This is a genomic window from Halorubrum sp. Ib24, from assembly GCF_002252745.1.
GTDB lineage: Archaea > Halobacteriota > Halobacteria > Halobacteriales > Haloferacaceae > Halorubrum.
Genome location: NZ_NHOX01000027.1, coordinates 94,618 through 113,204, shown reverse-complemented (window position 1 = coordinate 113,204; position 18,587 = coordinate 94,618). Strand labels below are relative to the sequence as shown.

The 18,587-nt window shown below is 65.0% G+C and carries 13 protein-coding genes and 1 tRNA gene; 8 read left to right on the top strand and 6 right to left on the bottom strand.

The features are described 5' to 3' along the window. The 3 genes from DJ82_RS07035 to DJ82_RS07025 all read left to right on the top strand — a co-directional run. Nucleotides 1–1,471, top strand: a 1,471-nt coding sequence (locus DJ82_RS07035) for a BGTF surface domain-containing protein (protein WP_143420521.1), incomplete at its 5' end; no start/stop codon positions are given. 1,957 nt (nucleotides 1,472–3,428) lie between these two features. Continuing rightward, nucleotides 3,429–6,698 (top strand): carboxypeptidase-like regulatory domain-containing protein, encoded by a 3,270-nt coding sequence (locus DJ82_RS07030; RefSeq protein ID WP_094581431.1) that lies wholly within the window; start codon nucleotides 3,429–3,431, stop codon nucleotides 6,696–6,698. 389 nt (nucleotides 6,699–7,087) lie between these two features. After that, complete coding sequence (locus DJ82_RS07025) at nucleotides 7,088–9,631, top strand: BGTF surface domain-containing protein (RefSeq protein ID WP_094581430.1); 2,544 nt, start codon at nucleotides 7,088–7,090, stop codon at nucleotides 9,629–9,631. A gap of 186 nt (nucleotides 9,632–9,817) precedes the next feature. Here the strand turns inward: DJ82_RS07025 and DJ82_RS07020 are convergent, their stop codons facing one another. Next, nucleotides 9,818–10,087, bottom strand: a complete 270-nt coding sequence (locus tag DJ82_RS07020; protein ID WP_094581429.1) for a hypothetical protein — start codon at nucleotides 10,085–10,087, stop codon at nucleotides 9,818–9,820. 115 nt (nucleotides 10,088–10,202) lie between these two features. On the opposite strand from DJ82_RS07020, the gene DJ82_RS07015 reads away from it, so the two are divergent. Together DJ82_RS07015 and DJ82_RS07010 are read left to right on the top strand one after the other, a co-directional pair. After that, the gene (locus DJ82_RS07015; protein WP_094581428.1) at nucleotides 10,203–10,697 is read left to right on the top strand and encodes an HPP family protein; all 495 of its coding nucleotides are present in this window, start codon (nucleotides 10,203–10,205) and stop codon (nucleotides 10,695–10,697) included. 62 nt (nucleotides 10,698–10,759) lie between these two features. Further along, on the top strand, nucleotides 10,760–11,227 hold the full coding sequence (locus tag DJ82_RS07010; protein WP_094581427.1) for an OsmC family protein: 468 nt from the start codon (nucleotides 10,760–10,762) through the stop codon (nucleotides 11,225–11,227). 16 nt (nucleotides 11,228–11,243) lie between these two features. Here DJ82_RS07010 and DJ82_RS07005 read toward each other — a convergent pair whose 3' ends face one another. Together DJ82_RS07005 and DJ82_RS07000 are read right to left on the bottom strand one after the other, a co-directional pair. Next, entirely contained in the window at nucleotides 11,244–12,386 is a 1,143-nt protein-coding gene (locus tag DJ82_RS07005) for a zinc-dependent metalloprotease (RefSeq protein ID WP_094557340.1), read from the bottom strand. A gap of 117 nt (nucleotides 12,387–12,503) precedes the next feature. Continuing rightward, complete coding sequence (locus DJ82_RS07000; RefSeq protein WP_141211973.1) at nucleotides 12,504–12,806, bottom strand: hypothetical protein; 303 nt, start codon at nucleotides 12,804–12,806, stop codon at nucleotides 12,504–12,506. Nucleotides 12,807–12,953: 147 nt separating this feature from the next. Between DJ82_RS07000 and DJ82_RS06995 the strand changes: the two genes are divergently transcribed. The 3 genes from DJ82_RS06995 (at nucleotide 12,954) to DJ82_RS06985 (ending at nucleotide 15,585) form a co-directional block, all read left to right on the top strand. Continuing rightward, nucleotides 12,954–14,018 (top strand): M20/M25/M40 family metallo-hydrolase, encoded by a 1,065-nt coding sequence (locus tag DJ82_RS06995; RefSeq protein ID WP_094522946.1) that lies wholly within the window; start codon nucleotides 12,954–12,956, stop codon nucleotides 14,016–14,018. A 145-nt stretch (nucleotides 14,019–14,163) separates the two neighbouring features. After that, nucleotides 14,164–14,238: transfer RNA gene (locus tag DJ82_RS06990), tRNA-Glu, on the top strand. Nucleotides 14,239–14,457: 219 nt separating this feature from the next. Continuing rightward, entirely contained in the window at nucleotides 14,458–15,585 is a 1,128-nt protein-coding gene (locus tag DJ82_RS06985) for a site-specific integrase (RefSeq protein WP_094581426.1), read from the top strand. A gap of 16 nt (nucleotides 15,586–15,601) precedes the next feature. Here DJ82_RS06985 and DJ82_RS06980 read toward each other — a convergent pair whose 3' ends face one another. The 3 genes from DJ82_RS06980 to DJ82_RS06970 form a co-directional block, all read right to left on the bottom strand. Further along, nucleotides 15,602–16,984, bottom strand: coding sequence for a site-specific integrase (locus tag DJ82_RS06980; protein WP_094581425.1), 1,383 nt, complete (start codon nucleotides 16,982–16,984; stop codon nucleotides 15,602–15,604). Between the two features lie 177 nt (nucleotides 16,985–17,161). Next, nucleotides 17,162–17,614: a hypothetical protein gene (locus tag DJ82_RS06975; protein WP_094581424.1), complete on the bottom strand. Its 453-nt coding sequence runs from the start codon at nucleotides 17,612–17,614 to the stop codon at nucleotides 17,162–17,164. 117 nt (nucleotides 17,615–17,731) lie between these two features. Next, nucleotides 17,732–18,259: a sugar-specific transcriptional regulator TrmB gene (locus DJ82_RS06970; RefSeq protein ID WP_094581423.1), complete on the bottom strand. Its 528-nt coding sequence runs from the start codon at nucleotides 18,257–18,259 to the stop codon at nucleotides 17,732–17,734. Nucleotides 18,260–18,587: the final 328 nt, after the last annotated feature.

Genomic DNA, 18,587 nt, shown 5'->3' with positions numbered 1-18,587 from the left:
GCGCGGTGACACGTCGCTCGCGCTCTGGCGGACCAGCGAGAGCGTCGAGTCCGACATCGCCGACGAGCTCGACGACGAGAACGAGAGCGCGACGGTCGAGCTGATCAACGGCGCCATCGAAGGCGACCTGGTCACGCAGACCGACACGATCGCCGTCGACGACGACGGCACTCGCAGCGACGTGCTCGTTCACCAGTTCACCGCCCCCGGCCTCGAGGGTCCGCTCGCGAGCGCCAGCGGTGAAAACCTCGGCAGCGTCGAGAGCACCGCCGCGCTCTACCAGCTGCTCCAGCAGGATAACGGCGAGTACGAGAACGGCAACGCCGCGGAGGATGACCAGGACCAGCTCGAACTAGTGTTCGAGCTGGATAACCCCGGTCCGAACGAGCCGACCACGTCCATCGACGCGAACGAACTCGCGAACGACGTCAGTCAGTCCGAGTTCTCGGACGTGTTCACGGTCGTCTACGACGACGAGACGGACACCCACTTCATCGTCACCGACATCGACAATCTGAACAACGCCGTTGACGACGACGTTCAGATGGAAGACGAGGACCAGTACGAGGTCCAGATAAACGTGCAGGACGCCCGTCTCCTCGACATCGTCGATGAGGACGACGAGGACGACTTCGAAGAGGAGTTCCTCGAGAACTCGGCCTCGTTCACGGTCGCAGAGGCTGACGGCGAGTTCGACAACGAGGACGAGATCCAGGTGACGAACGCCGAGGATCAGTCCATCACGGGCACGACCAACGTCGCGCCCGGGACGGAGCTCGACGTGCGCGTCCGCAGTGACGACGACGCCTCGACGAGCTTCATCCAGAACGACGAAGACATCGTCGTGACGCCGAACGGTACCTGGGAGGCGACCTTCGACCTCAGCGACACCGCAGTGAACGACACGTTCGAAGCCACGGTCCGTCAGGCGGCCTTTGAGGCCGAGTCCGACGGTACGGTCGTCGAGCAGGTTCAGGAGCCTGCGGTCTTCGAGGTCTCGGACCTGAGCCCGGCTCAGGCCACCGCGACGGCTGGCGACTCGGTCACGGTTTCGGCCACGATCGAGAACACCGGTGAAGCCGAGGGCACCCAGTCTGTCGCGCTCACGCTTGACGGCGACGAGCTCGACACACAAGAGGTCACCCTCGCTGGTGGCGACAGCCAGACCGTCGAGTTCACGGCCGACACGTCCGGACTCGAGGCCGGTGACTACGAGCACGGTGTCTCCACCGACGACGACGAAGCGACCGGCACGCTCACCATCGAAACCGAAGGCGGCATGGATGGTGACGACGGTACCGACGGCGAGGACGGTACCGACGGTGAAGACGGCACTGACGGCGAAGACGGCGGCGACGGAGAAGACGGTGGCGACGGCGGCACCGACGACTCCACGCCCGGCTTCGGCGCGCTCGTGGCCCTCGTGGCCCTCATCGCTGCTGCGCTCCTCGCTACGCGGCGTACCGAGTAACGCAGCAGCGATTCACCACACTCGCTAACTATCGGCCCTCGCGGGCCGACCCCTCGCGGCACCTCTTTATTACGACGCGCCGCTCGGCGAGCGACGGCTCACGAGGCCGCCGCCGAGACGCCGAACCCGACTACGGCCGACCGAAACGCGAACGACCGCGCGTCGACGCGCAGTGGTCCGGACGTTCGTTTCGACTCCGTGGTCTTTGGCGTCGCGAACCCAAGTAGTGAACCGTCGGTGTCTCCGGCCAGCGCGCGTCTCTCGGCCCGCGGAGTACCACCAGGCGGTTGTCGTGATGCCTGCTACACTTCCAGACACTGCGCGGGCGGCGTACCCACAGGGCCGACTCGGACCCGCCCGCGCTCGGCGTCCAACTGGAGGCGGGCCGGTCCGAGTCGCGAACGAGCTCTGTCGCGCCACCCGGCTCGGTGAAGCTCTTTTATTCGGCTCTCCGACGACGTCGCGAGGAGACCGATGCAGTGGACACGCGAATCTCCCTCTCGTGCAGGCCGATCCAGTTCCCGCGTGGACAGCGTTGACGTGGCCGCTCTGTTCACACGCGGTATCGACCGACGTGGCGCTCGGCGACTGTCGTCGATCGCGTGAGAGCCCGGGCGGCGGTCATCGGACATCGCTCGGCGGACTCGAGCGCGTGCTCGCGACGAAATCGGCGGCGCTTCGGCTCGCGGGGAAAGCTTGTTGACGTAGCATGCAGTAGATTTAGACGCCGTCTCGTCGCGTTATCGGGCCGATGTGCGGAACGCACGGCAACTCACAGACGACGGGGACAGCCTCTACCAAAGAACTAGGTCCCCGTCGCCTGAAGGGCTGGTTCTGCCCGGGCGGATATAGTCATGTCCTAATGTTAGCTGTTTCGGTCGAAAGCAGCCTTCAAACGTCATCTGAATTAATAATGGCGTTCTAATTCCTACGGGAATATCCCTACAAATCCGATCTTAGACGCTTTAGGGCCGTATTAGATTCTTATTACCATTAAGAACTTACAAATACGTATATTCCGCTGCTAAATATCGTTTGCAGTCCTCACGTACGCACGAGACCAAAGCGATACGAGTCGCTCGCTAACTACGTCTGCTCTGATCGGGTTGAGGTCGGTGAGCATTCGCTCCGCGTCGCGGGACAGAATCCGAGAGAGGACAGGTGGTAGGGGCTTGGGGGAGAGGGAGTCCTGTCCTCAGCAGGGACCATTGGTCCCTACATCGTGTTTCCCGTTCGCGCGGTGAAAAAGTTTCGATTCTTCGACAGTATGTCAAGCAGTAGCGACGGTTTCCACGCTCACCGATCGGTCGCGTCGCCATCCGAAACGCCCAGTCCGGCGCGAGGAGTGCGCTCGTGTGGGAGCTACGTCTCATGGCGTATCAGCAGTAGTTCGGCTCGAGAGCGGCGGCACTCTAGCAACATTCGACGAGACGTAACCGGAGGGCGGCAAAGCGAGGGGGTCCGAGTGAGCCCGACGCGACCTGCGCGTGTCGAGTGACCAGCAGGGCACCGCTGTGGTCCCCTATCCAAAAGACTGGCACGATGCCCCACTGCGGGCTCTATTTTATGTACTCGGCGCACCCCAGTAAGGATTTCGGGAGCGGGCTGCTCGGCCCTGTCAGTGACGTTCTCGATGCACCGCTCGTATGCTCGTAAGGTTAGTAATATCATATTTATCGCTGTTTGCAGTTAATTAACTGACAATAATACATATCCGAAATATAGTGTCTGAGGCCCTCTACTACCGTTTGGTAGGACTTAACACGGGGTGAGATAGACACAAAGTATTTACCAAGACCGCCACACGTTCTGAGTGCAGTACCCCTATCCGAGCGTGGGGAGCAAGTAGTCCGCAGCCGAGTCCGGTGGTGCCCTCGATGCGATGTAGGTCGAACGACGATCGGGCGACTGAGGTGAGGAGAAAGCTGCCGACGCGACGCAGACAACACAACACACAATGACAAACGACAATACACGCAAGAAGGCTAGCGCGGTCTTCTTCACAGCAGTCATGGTCATCTCCATGGTTGCAGTCGGCTTTGCGGCAGCGCCGGCGGCAGCTATTCAGGATGACTCTGGCTCCGTCACTGCGGACGACTCGTCCATCGTGGGCGTATCGTCTGCCTACTCGGCGGACTTCACTTCAGATGGTACAGCATTCAGTTATATCTCCGTTGACCTCGGTTCCGAGGCAGATACCAGCGCTGTTGTAAGCAATGATGACGCGACAGTCTCCGTTGCTGGCGGCGCTGCAGCGGTGTCTGGGGTCTCTGCAGACGGTGACACAGTCATCGTCGCATTGAGCAGTCAACAGACGCCGTCCTCTGGCGATAGTGTAGAGGTCACCCTAGGTGGCACCAACCCGGTCGTCAACCCTGACGTTGCCGGCGACTACACCGCTACGATCGGCATCCACGCTGATGACAGTGGTAGCCCCGCGGCCGCCGCTGACACAGAAACCGCTGATTACACGATTGATCCCGTAGACATCAGCGGGACTGTCACTGATACCGCCGGTCCTGATCCTGTTGAGGGTGCGACCGTGACCGTCACCGCGACCGGTGACGAGGCAACCACTAACAGCAACGGTGAGTACACCGTTACGGTAGGCGATATCTCTAATATCGACACTACCTCCAGCACTGAGGTCGAAGCTATTGCGGACGGCTTCCCGGCCGCTACGACCACCGCTGACATCAGTGGTGGGGATGCTAGTGCCGCTGACATCACGCTAGATGCCAGCGCAACCGTTACCCCGTCCTACACGCCCGACTCGGATCTGTACTACGCGGGTCAGGACATCGACGTTGATGGCCTCTACGGTAATTCCGACTACCAGCTCCGTGAGGTCACTGACCGGGACAGCTCCGACGGTTCCATCACCGGGAGCAGCCCCGTTGAGCAGTTCTCCTCGAGTGATGCCGGCGAGTACACCATCGACACTGGTGACCTCGAAACTGGTGACTACTTCCTCCGTGGTCCGGGTATCGACGACGAGGCAGCCACCGAGTTCGAGGTCTCCACCCAAAGCCTCTCGACTGAGTGGGACGAAGACGATGTCGAAGAGGGTGAGGAAGTCGACCTCGAGATCGATTCCAACCGCGGGACCTACTCGCTGAACGTCAGCGCGAGCGGTCTCGACGACACGGAGATCCAGTCGATCTTCACCGACAGCGTTTCGGACATCACCCTCGAAGACGAGGACGAGGAAATCGCGACGCTCAACAACGTCTCTGACGGTGACTACGCGGCTAACTTCACCGACATTGACCAGGGCGAGTACGACTTCGACTTCGAAGTGACCGACACCGAGGCCGCCGACACCGCCTCGATTAACGTCACTGAGGCCGAGGATGGCGAGGGCGACATCGCCGACTCGGTCGTGACTTCGCAGGGTGACGTCGCGGCCATCACCGTCGAACTCGACAACACCGACGAGGGTACCCTCGTGATCGGTAACGAAGAGGACGACGGCTACCAGGCCAACGTCACCGTTGAAGACGACGAGGACGACGAGGTTGTCCTTCTCTTCAACACGTACGCGGCCGGCTCCGGTGCCGACGCGAACGATGTTGTCTACACTGAGGACGACGACGCTAATGTCGAACTCGTCAGTGAGACCGACCTGAACGACATCCTCGACACGGGTACGTACGACGTGTCTGTCGGTCCGTACACCAACGACACGGACGGTCAGCGCTTCGTCGACACGGTCGAGGATCCGGACTCGATCTCCTCGCTCTCGATTGAGGAGCGGTCCGAGACGAGCCTCGCGCTCTGGCGCACCAGCCAGTCCGTCGAGGGCGACATTGCTGACGAGCTGGACGACGAGAACGAGAGCGCGACGGTCTCGCTGATCGAGGGCGCCATCGAAGGCGACCTCGTCACGCAGACTGACACGCTCGCCGTCGACGACGACGGCACCCGCAGCGACGTGCTCGTCCACCAGTTCACTGCCTCCGGTCTCGAGGGTCTCCTCGAGAGCGCTGACAGTGAGGACCTCGGCGCGGGCGACCGCACCGACCAGTTCTACCACCTGCTTCAGCAGACCAACGACTACGACAGCGAGAGCCGTTACTCTGACCTCGCTAACGGTGGCGAGGACCAGCTCGAGATGACTCTCGAGCTTGAGAACCCCGGTCCGAACGAGCCGACCACGTCCATCGACGTGAACGAGGATCTCGATGAGGGCCAGTTCAAGAGCGCCTTCACGGTCGTCTACGACGACCAGACGGACAACTACTACATCGTCGCGAACGCTGACGAGCTGAACAGCGTTGTCGACGAGGATCTTGAGGATGAAGACGAGTACGAGGTCCAGCTGAACGTGCAGGACGCGCGTCTGCTCGACCTCCTCGAAGAGGACGATGAGGACGACTTCGAGGACGCGTTCCTCGACAGCTCGGCTATGTTCTCGGTTGCGGAAGCCGAGGGCGAATACGACAACGAGGACTCGATCCAGGTCGCAGCGGCCGAGGATCAGTCCATCACGGGCACGACTAACGTTGCGCCCGGAACGGAACTCGACGTGCGCGTCCGCAGCGACGATGACGCCTCGACGAGCTTCATCATCAACGACGAAGATCTCGTCGTCACGCCCAACGGTACGTTCGAGGCGACCTTCGACTTCAGCGAGACCTCGGTGAACGACACGTTCACCACTGAGGTCCGCCAGGCTGCCTTCGACGCCGAATCCGACGGGACGGTCGTCGAGCAGGTTCAGGAGCCCGCGACCTTCGAGGTCTCGGACCTGAGCCCGGCTCAGGCCACCGCGACGGCTGGCGACTCGGTCACGGTTTCGGCCACGATCGAGAACACTGGCGGCCGTGAGGCAAGCCAGGACGTCGCGCTCACGCTTGACGGCGACGAGCTCGACACCCAGGAAGTCACGCTCGCACCCGGCGACAGCACCACCGTCGAATTCACGGCCGACACGTCCGGCCTCGACGCTGGTGACTACGAGCACGGTGTCTCCACCGACGACGACGAAGCGACCGGCACGCTCACCATCGAAACCTCCGGCGACGATGGCGGCGATGACGGTGGCGACGGCGACGACGGTGGCGACGGCGACGACGGCGGCGACGGCACTGACGGCGAAGACGGCGGTGACGGAGAAGACGGTGGCGACGGCGGCACCGACGACTCCACGCCCGGCTTCGGCGCGCTCGTCGCGCTCGTTGCCCTCATCGCGGCTGCGCTCCTCGCTACGCGGCGTAGCGAATAACGCAGCAGCGATTCACCACACTCGCTAACCATCGGCCCTCGTGGGCCGACCCCTTGCAGTCCTTCTTTATCGGACTCAGTTCCGGTAGCTGAAGCGTTACGAGTAGTCTCCGGTAGTCGCTACTGAACGATAGTCGCCGGAACGAATTTGTAATTTGTCCCGAATCGGGCGTTTGAAAGGCTGAAATCCTTTTGAAGGGCGTTTCCGTCGATCGATTCCCACAAAGTATTTACAAGAACCGGCCCGTGTTTCGGGCGGCGTACCCCTACCACGCGTTGTACGTGACTACCCGCGCCGAGTCCGGTGTGTACTCGACGCAGTGTCGGGAACGACGATCGGGCACGAGGCGACGGCGAACGCTGCTAACGCGACACGACAACACACCAATAATGACACACGACACGACTTATCGAGGGAAGGCGACTGCGGTCCTCTTCGCGGCGATCATGGTCGTCTCCGCGGTCGCGGTCGGCTTCGCGGTCGCTCCCGCGGCGGCGGCCGCTCCCGACGATGCGGCGACTCCGGTCGCCGCGAGCATTCAGGGCCAAGACGTACCGTTCCAGACCGGCGACGCCGACGATTACGACGTCGACGAGTTCTACACTAACGGCGGCACCGATCTCCAGGGCGACCTCCTCTGGCAGGGCCAGACCGTCGGCGTGACCGGTCTCGACGCCGACGCTGACGTCTCGCTCCGTGAGAGCCGGGACGGTGATACCGATTTCGTCGAAGAGCTCAGAACCGATGGGAGCGGGACGGTCGTCTTCGACACCGAGGACCTCGACGCCGGTGACTACTACCTCGACGGTGCCGGTGCGGACATGTCCCCCTCCGAGACCTTCGAGGTCGCGGTTCAGGACCTCGACACCGCGTTCGACGAGCAGTCGGTGCAGTCCGACGACGACGCCGAGCTCGAGATCGAGTCGAACCGCGGGAGCTACGACGTCAACGTGAGCGCCGACGGCGACCTCGACGACGACGAACTCGAGCAGCTTTTCGAGGGCGAGTTCGACGTCTCGAACGTCGACGACGACGACGAGATCACCCTCGAAGGCGTCACCGACGGCACGTTCGACGCCGAGTTCTCGGACGTCGACGACCTGTCGACGGGCGAGTACGAGTTCAGCTTCGACGTGACCGACACGTCCGCCGCGGACACCGCCTCGATCAGCGTGACCGAAGCGGGCGAGGGCGACCTCTCGCTCGCCGACGGGACGACGACCGTCGCGCAGGGCGACGTCGCCGAGGTCACCGTCGAGCTCGACGATACCGACTCCGGCTCGGTCGTGATCGGCGACTTCGAGGAGAACAACTATCAGGCCAACATCAGCGTCGAGGACGGCAACGACGACGGCGAAGTCACCGTGCTGTTCAACACGTACGCGGCCGGCCGCGACGACGGTACCGTCGTCGAGGCCGACGACGACGATGATGACGTCGACCTCGGCGGCGAGCGGGGCGACCTGGTCGACCTGCTCGACACGGGCGACTACGCCGTCTCCGCGAGCCCGACCGGGCTCGACGACGGCGACGCCGAGGACGCGATCGACGACGTGAGCGACATCGGGACGCTGCTCATCGAGGAGCGCTCCACGGGCGAGATGGTCCTCTGGCGCACCAGCGCCGACGTTCGCGACGACGTCGTCGACGTCCAGAGCGACGACGGCGAGGACGCCGCCGTCGAAGCGATCACCGCCGGCGTCGAGGACGACGTCGTGACGCAGACGGACACGGCCGCCCTCGGCGACCCGAGCGACGTGTTGGTCCACCAGATCGACGCGATCGGTCTCGAAGGCGCGCTCGCCGCACAGGGCGGCAGCAACGCGGAGGCGCTCGAGGAGTTGGCCTCGGCCGACGCCGTGTCGCTGACGTTCACCGAGCAGAACCCCGGCGCGAACCAGGAGGCCGTCGAAGCCGAGCTCGGCGACGAGCTCACCGCCGACGACCTCGACGTCGTGTACGACGACGCGAACGGCGAGTACTACGTCTTCGTCAGCGCCGGCGACGTCGGCGGCGAGGACGGCGACGAGTACGACGTCGACTTCACGATCGAGACGACGCTCCTGACCGACGCCGACGAGGACGACAGCGACGAGGAGATCGAGGACGCGTACGAGTCGGCCGACGCGGCCTTCGACCTCGAGGAGGCCGACGGGTCATTCGATCTCGACCCCGTCCAGGTCACGAACGCCGAAGACCAGAGCGTCTCCTGCGAGATGAACGTCGCGCCCGGCACGGAGCTCGCGCTCCGCGTCCGCAGCGACGATGCGGCGACGGAGTTCATCAAGAACACCGAGGGGGTCGTCGTCCAGCCGGACGGCACGTTCTCCGGTGAGTTCGACTTCAGCGAGCAGACCGTGAACGACACGTTCACCGTTTCGACCCGCAACTCCCCGCTCACCGACGAGCTGGAAGCTGACGGCGAAGTCGTCGAGCAGGTGCAGGAGCCCGCAGTGTTTGAGGTTTCAGACCTAGACCCGACCGAGGCGACCGCGACGGCCGGCGACTCGGTCACGGTCTCGGCCACGATCCGGAACACCGGCGAGCAGGAGGCCACCCAGTCCGTCGCGCTCACGCTCGACGGCGAGGAGATCGACAGCCAAGACGTCACGCTCGCCGGCGGCGAGGACACCACGGTGGAGTTCACCGCGGACACGTCCGATTTCGACGCCGGCGAGTACGAGCACGGTGTGGCCACCGAGGACGACGAAGCGACCGGCACGCTGACCATCGAAGCCTCCGGTGACGGTGGCGACGGCGACGACGGTGGCGACGGCGACGACGGTGGCGACGGTGACGACGGCGAAGACGGTGGCGACGGAGAAGACGGTGGCGACGGCGGCACCGACGACTCCACGCCCGGCTTCGGCGCTCTCGTGGCCCTCGTGGCCCTCATCGCGGCTGCGCTCCTCGCGACGCGGCGTACCGAGTAACGCAGCAGCGATTCACCACGCTCGCTAACCATCGGCCCTCGCGGGCCGACCCCTTGCGGTCTTTCTTTATTGGACTCACGCGCTCAGCGACAGCTAGCGTCGTCGCTCGCGACCGCACTGGCCGGAGAGTGACCGTCCGGGGACCGGCGATGTCGCCGATTCGGTCGCGTCGACCGCCACACTCCCTCAGCGCAGCCTGAGCACCGACAGCGCCGCTAAAATGAGCGGGAACACGGCGAAGAAGGCGAAGACGCCGGCGAACGTCCGCACGGCGATGAGCGTCGCGTCGCGCCAGCCGAGGCCGGCGAGGCGGCCCTCCGAAAAGAGGATCACCGCCGTCACGGAGCAGAACACGAGCGCCCAGAGCACGGCCCCGATCCGCCGGAGCTGCGCGTCGTCGACGCTCGCGGTCGGCCCGGCGAACGGGTCGCCGCCGCGGGGCCGCGAGTCGTCCATACCGACTAACACTCGCGGATTGACATATATCGTTCCGTTTGGTAAGTCGATTGTCATTCGGATTTATCTCTCGGCGGTCGAAACGCCTACGGCCCCCGACTGCGTCGGCGACCGTATGCAAGCGCGTGACCTGATGGAGGCCGAGGTGAAGACGGTCGCCCCCGACGACGACGTCGCCGACGCGTTCAAGAGGTTCGCCCGCTACGAGTTCAGCGGCTTCCCCGTCGTCGACGACGAGGACCGCGTGGTCGGCGTCGTCACCGAGTCGGACCTCGTCGACCTCTTCGAGCCCGACGACGAGACGCTGTGGATCCCGATCGGACTCCCCCCGTTCGTCGACACGCTCACGTATCAGGTGAAGGCCCCGTGGGGAGACCTCGACCTGGGCGTGGACATGGTCCGGAACGCCGACCGCCCGATTTCCGACGTGATGAGCACCGACGTGGCGACGGTGACTCCCGACGCTCCGATCGACGACGTGCTCGACCTGCTCGTCGGCGACGACCCCGACATCAATCGAGTTCCGGTCGTCGACGACGACGGCCGGCTCGTCGGAATCATCGCCCGGCAAGACGTCATCCGGGCGTTCCGCGACAAGCGACTGGCGTAGCCGGTCTCTGGACGTGAGAACGCTCCCCCGCGTTGATATCCGAGCGCCGCGTACCGACGCGTATGAGCGACACGTCCCAGCAGACCGCGACGTTCGACGCCCACACCGAACTGGAGGAGGGGACCCGGGTCCGCGCGGAGACCCGCCACTTCGAGTTCGTGATCGACGAACCGGAATCGCTCGGCGGCACCGACGCCGCCCCCAATCCGGTCGAGTACCTGCTCGGCTCGCTCGGCGGCTGCCTGAGCATCGTCGGCCGCGTCGTCGCGGACGAGATGGCGATCGAAATCGCCGAACTGACCGTCGACCTCGAGGGCGACCTCGACCCGGCGAAGTTCCAGGGCGCCGACGTCGACTCGCGCGCCGGCTTTCAGGAGGTCCGCGCGTCGGTTCAGGCGGAGCTGCGATCGCAAGACGGCGACCCGGTCGACGACGAGACCCGCGAGGAGTGGCTCGCTCGCGTCGAGCAGCGGTGTCCGGTGAGCGACAACCTCGGCGGCGAGACGCCGATAGCGCTCGACCTGTCCTGATCCGCGGCGTCGGCCGTCACGGGTCGACCCGCGTCAGCCACGCCTCGGGGTCGTCGAGCTCGGACGCGGTCGGGAGATGCTCGGGGCGTTCCCAGACGGCGCCCGCGGCCTCGATCCCTCGGGCGTCGGCGACGTGGCGGAAGAAGGCGGCGCCCCGCTCGTACTGGCGGCGCTTCATCCCCAGCCCGAGCAGGCGCTGCGCGAGCTGACGGATCGGCCCGCCGCCCCCGCGGCGCTCGTCGAGCTTGCGCCGCAGGTCGGCGTACTCGTCGTCGAACGCGCGGTCCATCAGCACCTCCGCGTACCCTTCGACCGCCGTCATCGCCGCCTGAAGCTCCGCGAACGCCTCCGTGTCCAGCCCGCCGATAGTCACCTCGCCGGCGGTGAGCCCTTCGACGCCGCGCTCGACGCGCGACTCGAGGTACTCCGGCAGCCACGGCGCCGCGCCGAACTCGGCCGCGTGCGTCACCTCGTGGAAGGCGATCCACCGGCGGAACCGGGGGTAGTCGACGTCGAGCGTCGCCGCGACGCGCACGATGTTCGGGTGGACGAAGTAGAGCCCGTGGTCCGCGTCCGGCTCGTCCGCGAGCAGCAGCGGGTCGTACTGCCCGAGCACGTTCCGCGCGAGGAAGCCGAGCGCGAACGCCATCGTCCCGGTGTTGGCGATCCGCGAGACGTCGCGCGAGAACGCGGCTATCGGACCGCCCGGGCCGCCGAAACCGTCGATTTCACCGGAGCCCCCGGCACCGCCGGCGCTCCCTTGCCCTCCGCCGAACGGATCCGGGACCCGGTCAAGCGGACCCTCGCTCGTCCAGTCGCCCTCTGCGGGCCGCCCGTCGCCGGGAGCGCTCGCCTGCCCCGTCGCCGCCGCCTCGATCGGCGCCATCACGTTCCGGAACGTGTCGACGCTCGCGTCGATCCAGTGGTGACGATTCTGCACCTCGATCTCGTCGGGCACGTCGAACGCGATCCCCGCGACCTCGCCGAGCCGCGTGCGGGCGTCGCGGACGTCGGCGGCGTACCCCTCACGCTCGCCCGGTGTGAGCGCGACCGAGCCGGGGTCCGTGCTCGCCTTCGCGGCCGCCGCGGCCCGGTCCCAGTCGACGACGCCGGTGCCGGACGCCTCGGAGACCGCGCGCAGGCTTCGGAGGATATCCATACGAAGGAGACGGGTGCGCGCCTCAAATCGCTTGCGTCGGTTCGGAGACGAGCGCCCGCGTTGGTTCGGCGACGAGCGCCCGCGTTGGTTCGGCGGCGAGCGCCCGCGTCGCTCCGGTCACTCGTCGCCGGCGATGCCCGACGGGACTTCGTCGTCGCCGCGGAGCTTCACGACGCCGACCGCAATTGCGACGAGCGCGGCGAGCGCGAGCAGGAGACCGGCGACCGATCGCGCCGAAACGCCGCCGTCGGAGTCGTCGTCGGTGGCGTCGGCGTCCGCCTCCGCTTCCGCCTCCGCCTCTGCTTCCGAGTCGGCGTCCGTCGCGGACTCGTCGCCCGCATTGAACAGGTCGAACGGCCCGATCTCGATGTCACCGTCGCCGAGGTGGATCTCCAACAGCGTGACTGACGAATCTGCCATATCCCGTCGTTCGCACGGCAACGATTTAGGCGTGGCGGCGCGGTCGCCGGCGGCCGGTGCGGTCTCGTCGCTCGCCCGCCGGACGAATTCGTTCCGACGAACGCGCGGACCGGCGCTTTCTTGCCCGGCGCCCGGTCACTCGCGTGCATGCACGAGAGCGGCCGGACGTTCCTCGACGACCTGCTCGCGACCGCCAGTCCCTCCGGGTTCGAGACCCCGAGCCAGCGGGTCTGGGCCGACTACGTCCGAGGGTTCGCGGACGACGTCTCCGTCGACGCCTACGGCAACGCCGTCGCCGTCCACCGGGGCGACCCCGACGCGCCGACGGTCGCCCTCGCCGGCCACGCTGACGAGATCGGGTTCATCGTTCGCGACGTTCTGGACGACGGATTTCTCCGGATCTCGCGGATCGGCGGCGCCGATCGCACCGTCTCGAAGGGCCAGCACGTCACGGTCCACGCCGACGAGCCCGTCCAAGGCGTGATCGGCCAGACCGCGATCCACCTCCGGGATCAGTCGGATGAGGAGTACGAGGAGATCGCCGGACAGTTCGTCGACATCGGCGCGACCGATGCCGCCGAGGCCCGCGAGCACGTCGAGGTCGGCGACCCGGTCACCTTCTCGACTGACTGCGAGGAGCTGGTCGGCGACCGGATCGCCGCCCGCGGGATCGACAACCGCACGGGGACGTGGGCGGCCGCCGAGGGGCTCCGCCGCGCGGCCGACCGCAACGCCGACGCGACCGTCTACGCCGTCTCCACGGTCCAAGAGGAGGTCGGTCTCCGAGGCGCTCGGATGGTCGGCGTCGACCTCGAGGACGTCGACGCGTTCGTCGCCGTCGACGTCACCCACGCCACCGACAACCCCGACGTCGACCGCGAACGCCAGGGCCCGGTCGAGCTCGGCGCCGGCCCGGTGATCGGCCGCGGGAGCGCGAACCACCCGTCGCTCGTCGCCCTCGCTCGCGACGCTGCGGAGGACGCCGACGTCCCCGTCCAGCTGCAGGCGGCGGGCTCCCGGACCGGCACCGACGCCGACGCCTTTTACACCGCGCGAGGCGGCGTCCCGTCGCTCAACGTCTCGATCCCGAACCGGTACATGCACACGCCCGTGGAGGTCGTCGATCTCGACGACCTCGACGCCGTCGCCGATCTGCTCGCGGCCGTCGCCGACGGCGCGACCGAGTCGGCTCCGTTCGCCGTCGACGTTTGAGCGCCGCGTCGTCCCGCGTTCTCGGCCCGTCAGTCTCGCCTCGGTCGGGAGACCCCGAGTCACGGTAAACCGGCGCACGGCACCGTCGAAACGGAACTGTTTTACAATATCCAATCGTATCTGAAAATGCGTTAAACAGGCGTGCGCTCTGGTAGTGTAGTCCGGCCAATCATATTGCCCTCTCGAGGCAATGACCGGGGTTCAAATCCCCGCCGGAGCATTTCACCCCGACGCCTTCTCCCGGTTTTCGCCGTGAACTAACCAGAGGTAAACCCATGTTCACGGGCAATTCGATTCGTAAGCCGTACCGAACCCGCCGCCGTCCGGCGATTCCGGGATCCAGTGAGGCATCTGCCCTCACTGGACAAAACCCGCTGCCGTCCGGCGATCGACGAAATCGAGGGGCAATCACCCGGGTTGTCGTCACGAGGGGCAGGCAATGAACGACGCCGACCGGGCAACCGACCCCTTCGACGACATCAACCTCGTTCCCAACACCACTGAGGACCTCCTCAACGAGCGGCAGTACCTGGACTATCGAAGCGAGCGCGAGCACTGCCTGGAGTGGCTGTTGACGTTCGGGAAAGAGCCGGAGAGAGCCGACGGGTACGCGAAAACGACGGTGTCGAACCGGGCGTCCCGGATGGACCAGTTCTACCGGTGGGTGTGGGAGCAAGAAGACGGGTACACGACGAACCTGACGCACGACCACGCCGACGGGTACCTGCGGCACCTAGCCGGCGAGGAGTCGTCGAACGCCCACAAGAACGCGTGCCGGAAGGCCGTCATGATGCTGTACAAGTGGCGGCATCACCGACGCGGAGCCGACGAGTGGGAACCCGAGATCACGTTCTCTCAGAAAAACCAGTCAACGACGCCACGAGACTACCTCACCCGGCAAGAGCGGACCATGATCCGCGACGCGTCGCTCGAATACGGCAGCATTCCGAGTCGAGACAACACGTACGGTGACGAACGCGACAAGTGGAACGCGTACCTCGCACAGCGCTTCCAGAAGCCGAAAGACGAGGTCACCCCGGAAGACTGGGCGCGGGCGAACAGCTGGAAGATCCCGAGTCTGGTCGGAGCCAGCCTCGATGCCGGGCTCCGCCCGATCGAGGTGGAGCGCGCGCGGACGACGTGGGTTGACGCCGAGAACGGCGTCCTCCGCATCCCGAAAGAGCAGTCCTCGAAGAACAGCGAGAACTGGGTCGTCGGGCTGCAAGACCAGACGGTGGAGATGATGGGTCGGTGGCTCGATCAGCGGGCGACGATCGATAAGTACGACGACACCGACGCGCCGTGGTTGACGCGGCAGCGTAACCCGTACCAGTCGGGGTCGCTGCGGAAGATCCTGCATCGACTCAGCGAGATCGCCGGCATCTCAACGGAGAACCGGCAGCTGAGTTGGTACGCGATCCGGCACTCCACCGGGACGTACATGACGCGCGAGGAAGGGCTCGCAGCGGCGCAGACGCAGCTCCGGCACCGGAGCCCGGAGACCACGATGAAGTACGACCAAGTCCCCGTCGAGGACAGGAAGAACGCGTTAGACCGGATGGGGTAACCGCGACGACACCGCGTCAGTCGTCGTCGCCGTTATCGAGGAGTTGCCTGGCGATCTCGGCACGGGCGTTGGTGGTGTCTTCCACCTCGATGTCCGCGTGTAGGGTTCCGCCGTCGGTCGTGGTGACCGCGTTGGCCAACTCGTCGGACTCTCGGGCCGGCTGTTGTGGCGAGGCCGATTGCGATGCGGCGCGACCCGGCTCTGCTTCCTCGTACGGGTTATACTCCGGGTCTGCCGCTGCTCGCTCTGCTTTCTGCCGTGTCGAATTCAGCCGCGCCTGCAATTTCTCAACCGGCGTTTGGTTGTAATCTCTCTGGGTGGTTTCCAAGCTATTGTGTCGCAGTTGGTCGTTTGATTCCGATAACTCGCCTTCCTCCGTTACGTTCCGCCCCATCGTCTTTCGGAGACTATACCACACGACTTTCCGCCCCTCGGTTTTGACACCGGCCGCCTCGCACAGGTTCCGGATGATGTTACAGAGACTCCCCGATTGGTACGGGTTCCCCTCTCTGTTCAGCCAGAGTTTGCTGCTCCCGTCGTACGCTTCGAGGTGCCGTCGTTCCCGCATCCATTCGCTGTTCGCGTCGGCGCTTTCGTCCGATAACGCGACCACTTGTTTCTCCCGCTGTTTACACGCGTACTCGGTCGGGATCGTGAGCGTCTTCGTCTGCGGATCGTACCACGACGTCTCCGCGTTCGCAACCTCAATCGGCGCTAATCCCGCGTCGTACCCGACCGTCACGAGCGAGTGGATCTTCGAGCTCCAATCCGCGTGCAGCCAATCGTTCCGCGTCACGTCCTCTTTCGGAAGCCCGAGCCGCTGTGCGACGAGCCCGTCAACCCGGTCGCGTTCCTCCTCGCTCGCGTCGTAGTACGAGGGGAGTGACCCGTACGACTCCGCCGCCTCCAGAATCAGCCCGAGTTCGCGGTACGTGAATCGGTACGCGGACTCACCGCGCCCGTCACTGAAGTTGATCTTCGGCTTCCACTCGGACGCCCTCGATCCATCGTGGTACCGCCACTGGAAGTACTTCTGTACCGCGTCACTGAACTCCCGTTTCGCCGACTCCCCGTACTCGCCGCCTTCGTCCCCGCTTCGCCGCTTCGTGATCTCGCCGCGGTCAATTCGATGCAGCAGCGTATGCGCGTCACTACCGTCGATCGTCGTGCGATCGCTCGGCTCAAGATACGTGATCGAGAACCGGTGAAACAGGTCGAGCCGGTCCATGTAGTTCCCGGCCGTCCCTTCACTGAGACCGATCTCCCGCCGCGGGTTATTCCCCTTCTCAAGCATCCACTCGTAGAACTCGTCGTACGCTTCTTGCACGGCCGGTGCGGCATCACCGAGCGCCTCTTCCAGTTCCTCGGTAATCGTGCTGGGTTGTTTCGCGTCTGTCATTCCTGGAGCGAAGCGGCATATTACAGGGTTATGTAAAAGCCTCTGCCTCATCCGGGATTTACTTAAAAAACAGTAGTCCGTACGTCCGGTACGCCCGGCTTCATTCGTTCGCGCCGACTCTCGGTCGCCCCTCGAATCGCCTGAGAACAATGAACTCTCCAGAACCGGCGGACAGCCTTACGAAGGCGTGTCCCGGGTCTCCCGTTCGAACCACGTCGCCGGCTCGGGAACGACGCCTGCACCGATGCCGAGCAGCAACGCGAAGTACCCGGTGAGCCCACCGAGCGTCACCGCAAACGCCGTATCGCTGTTACGCCGAGCCGCGAGTAGCGTCCCGACCAGGAGCGCGACCGGTGACCCGACGCGGACACTCGGTCGTCGCCACAAGCGAGCCGCGCGCGCCGGCCACCGCGCGAACACGCATTCGATGACGAACGCGACGATCGCGCCCCCGAGAAACGGCGTCGGGCGGACCAACTCACGCGGCGTCCGACCACTGCTCCGCCCGACACCCCAAACGACGAGCGCAATGACCGCAGCCGAAGTCGCGTCAGTAACACGTGTTGACACGCAGTGCTGTACGTCGTGTCGAACAATATCGGTGTCGGCGGACAGTAACTCGTCCGACATCGAGAGCGGATCGACACCCGACCGCCAGTGACCAACCGCAACGCGGAATACTCTCACGTCAGCATTTCGCACCGACCTACAGCACAAGCCGACTATCGTCACTACCTCGCTTTTCGGCTACCCGGACTCACACTCGCGGTCGTCAGTGGCTTGTCGCAGGGCGCGTTCACACAGGTCGCGCCGTTCCTGCGCGGTCGCCCAGTCACCGAGATCGACGTACACCTCGTCAATCGACCGCTCACTCGCCTCTGCAACGGCGACCGCATTGACTGCGGCCGGCGACGCAGCGTCGTACCGCTCCTCGTACTCGGAGATCCGCGTCGCCAGCTCCCGTACGCGGTCCCGCAGCTCCGCATCAGAGTGCGTCGCCGCCAGTTCATTGACGCGTCGCCAGTCGAAATACGCGTCATTTCGTTCGTACGTGACCAGGTCTCCGTCGTGACGTGTGACGATCCGTAACTCGGCGAACCAGGTCAGGTGTTCCTGCGCAGTCTCCGGATCACAGTCGGCGGCATCGGCGATCGCTTCCACCGACGTCGGCTCACGAGCCTGTAGAATCGTATCGTAGACCCGCTGTTCGATGTCGTCACTCGCGACGACGTCCTCGAACGGCGGCGGCCCATCGGAACCGTCCGTGCCGGACACACCCGGTATTGCGGCGCAACAGACATAATTCCCATTCCGAACGAGCGTCCAGACGGTCCCGTTGCCACCAGTCACCATCGAAGCGCGAATACGGCGCGCGCAGTCCGAGCCTGATTGATCGGCTAATCCAACGCCACTACCGGTGGACAGGCAGTACCCGTCAACAGTCCATCCGTCGCAGTCACACGGTGCATGAGCGCAGATGAATCCACAACGTACTGGTGAACTGCTTCGTACCTCCGCACCTGGTGTTGCCGCGACAAGGAATCTTGAACCGCCCCGGCCTCCCTGTCCGCTAGCAACGATTCAACGTCGTCCAGCGCATCGC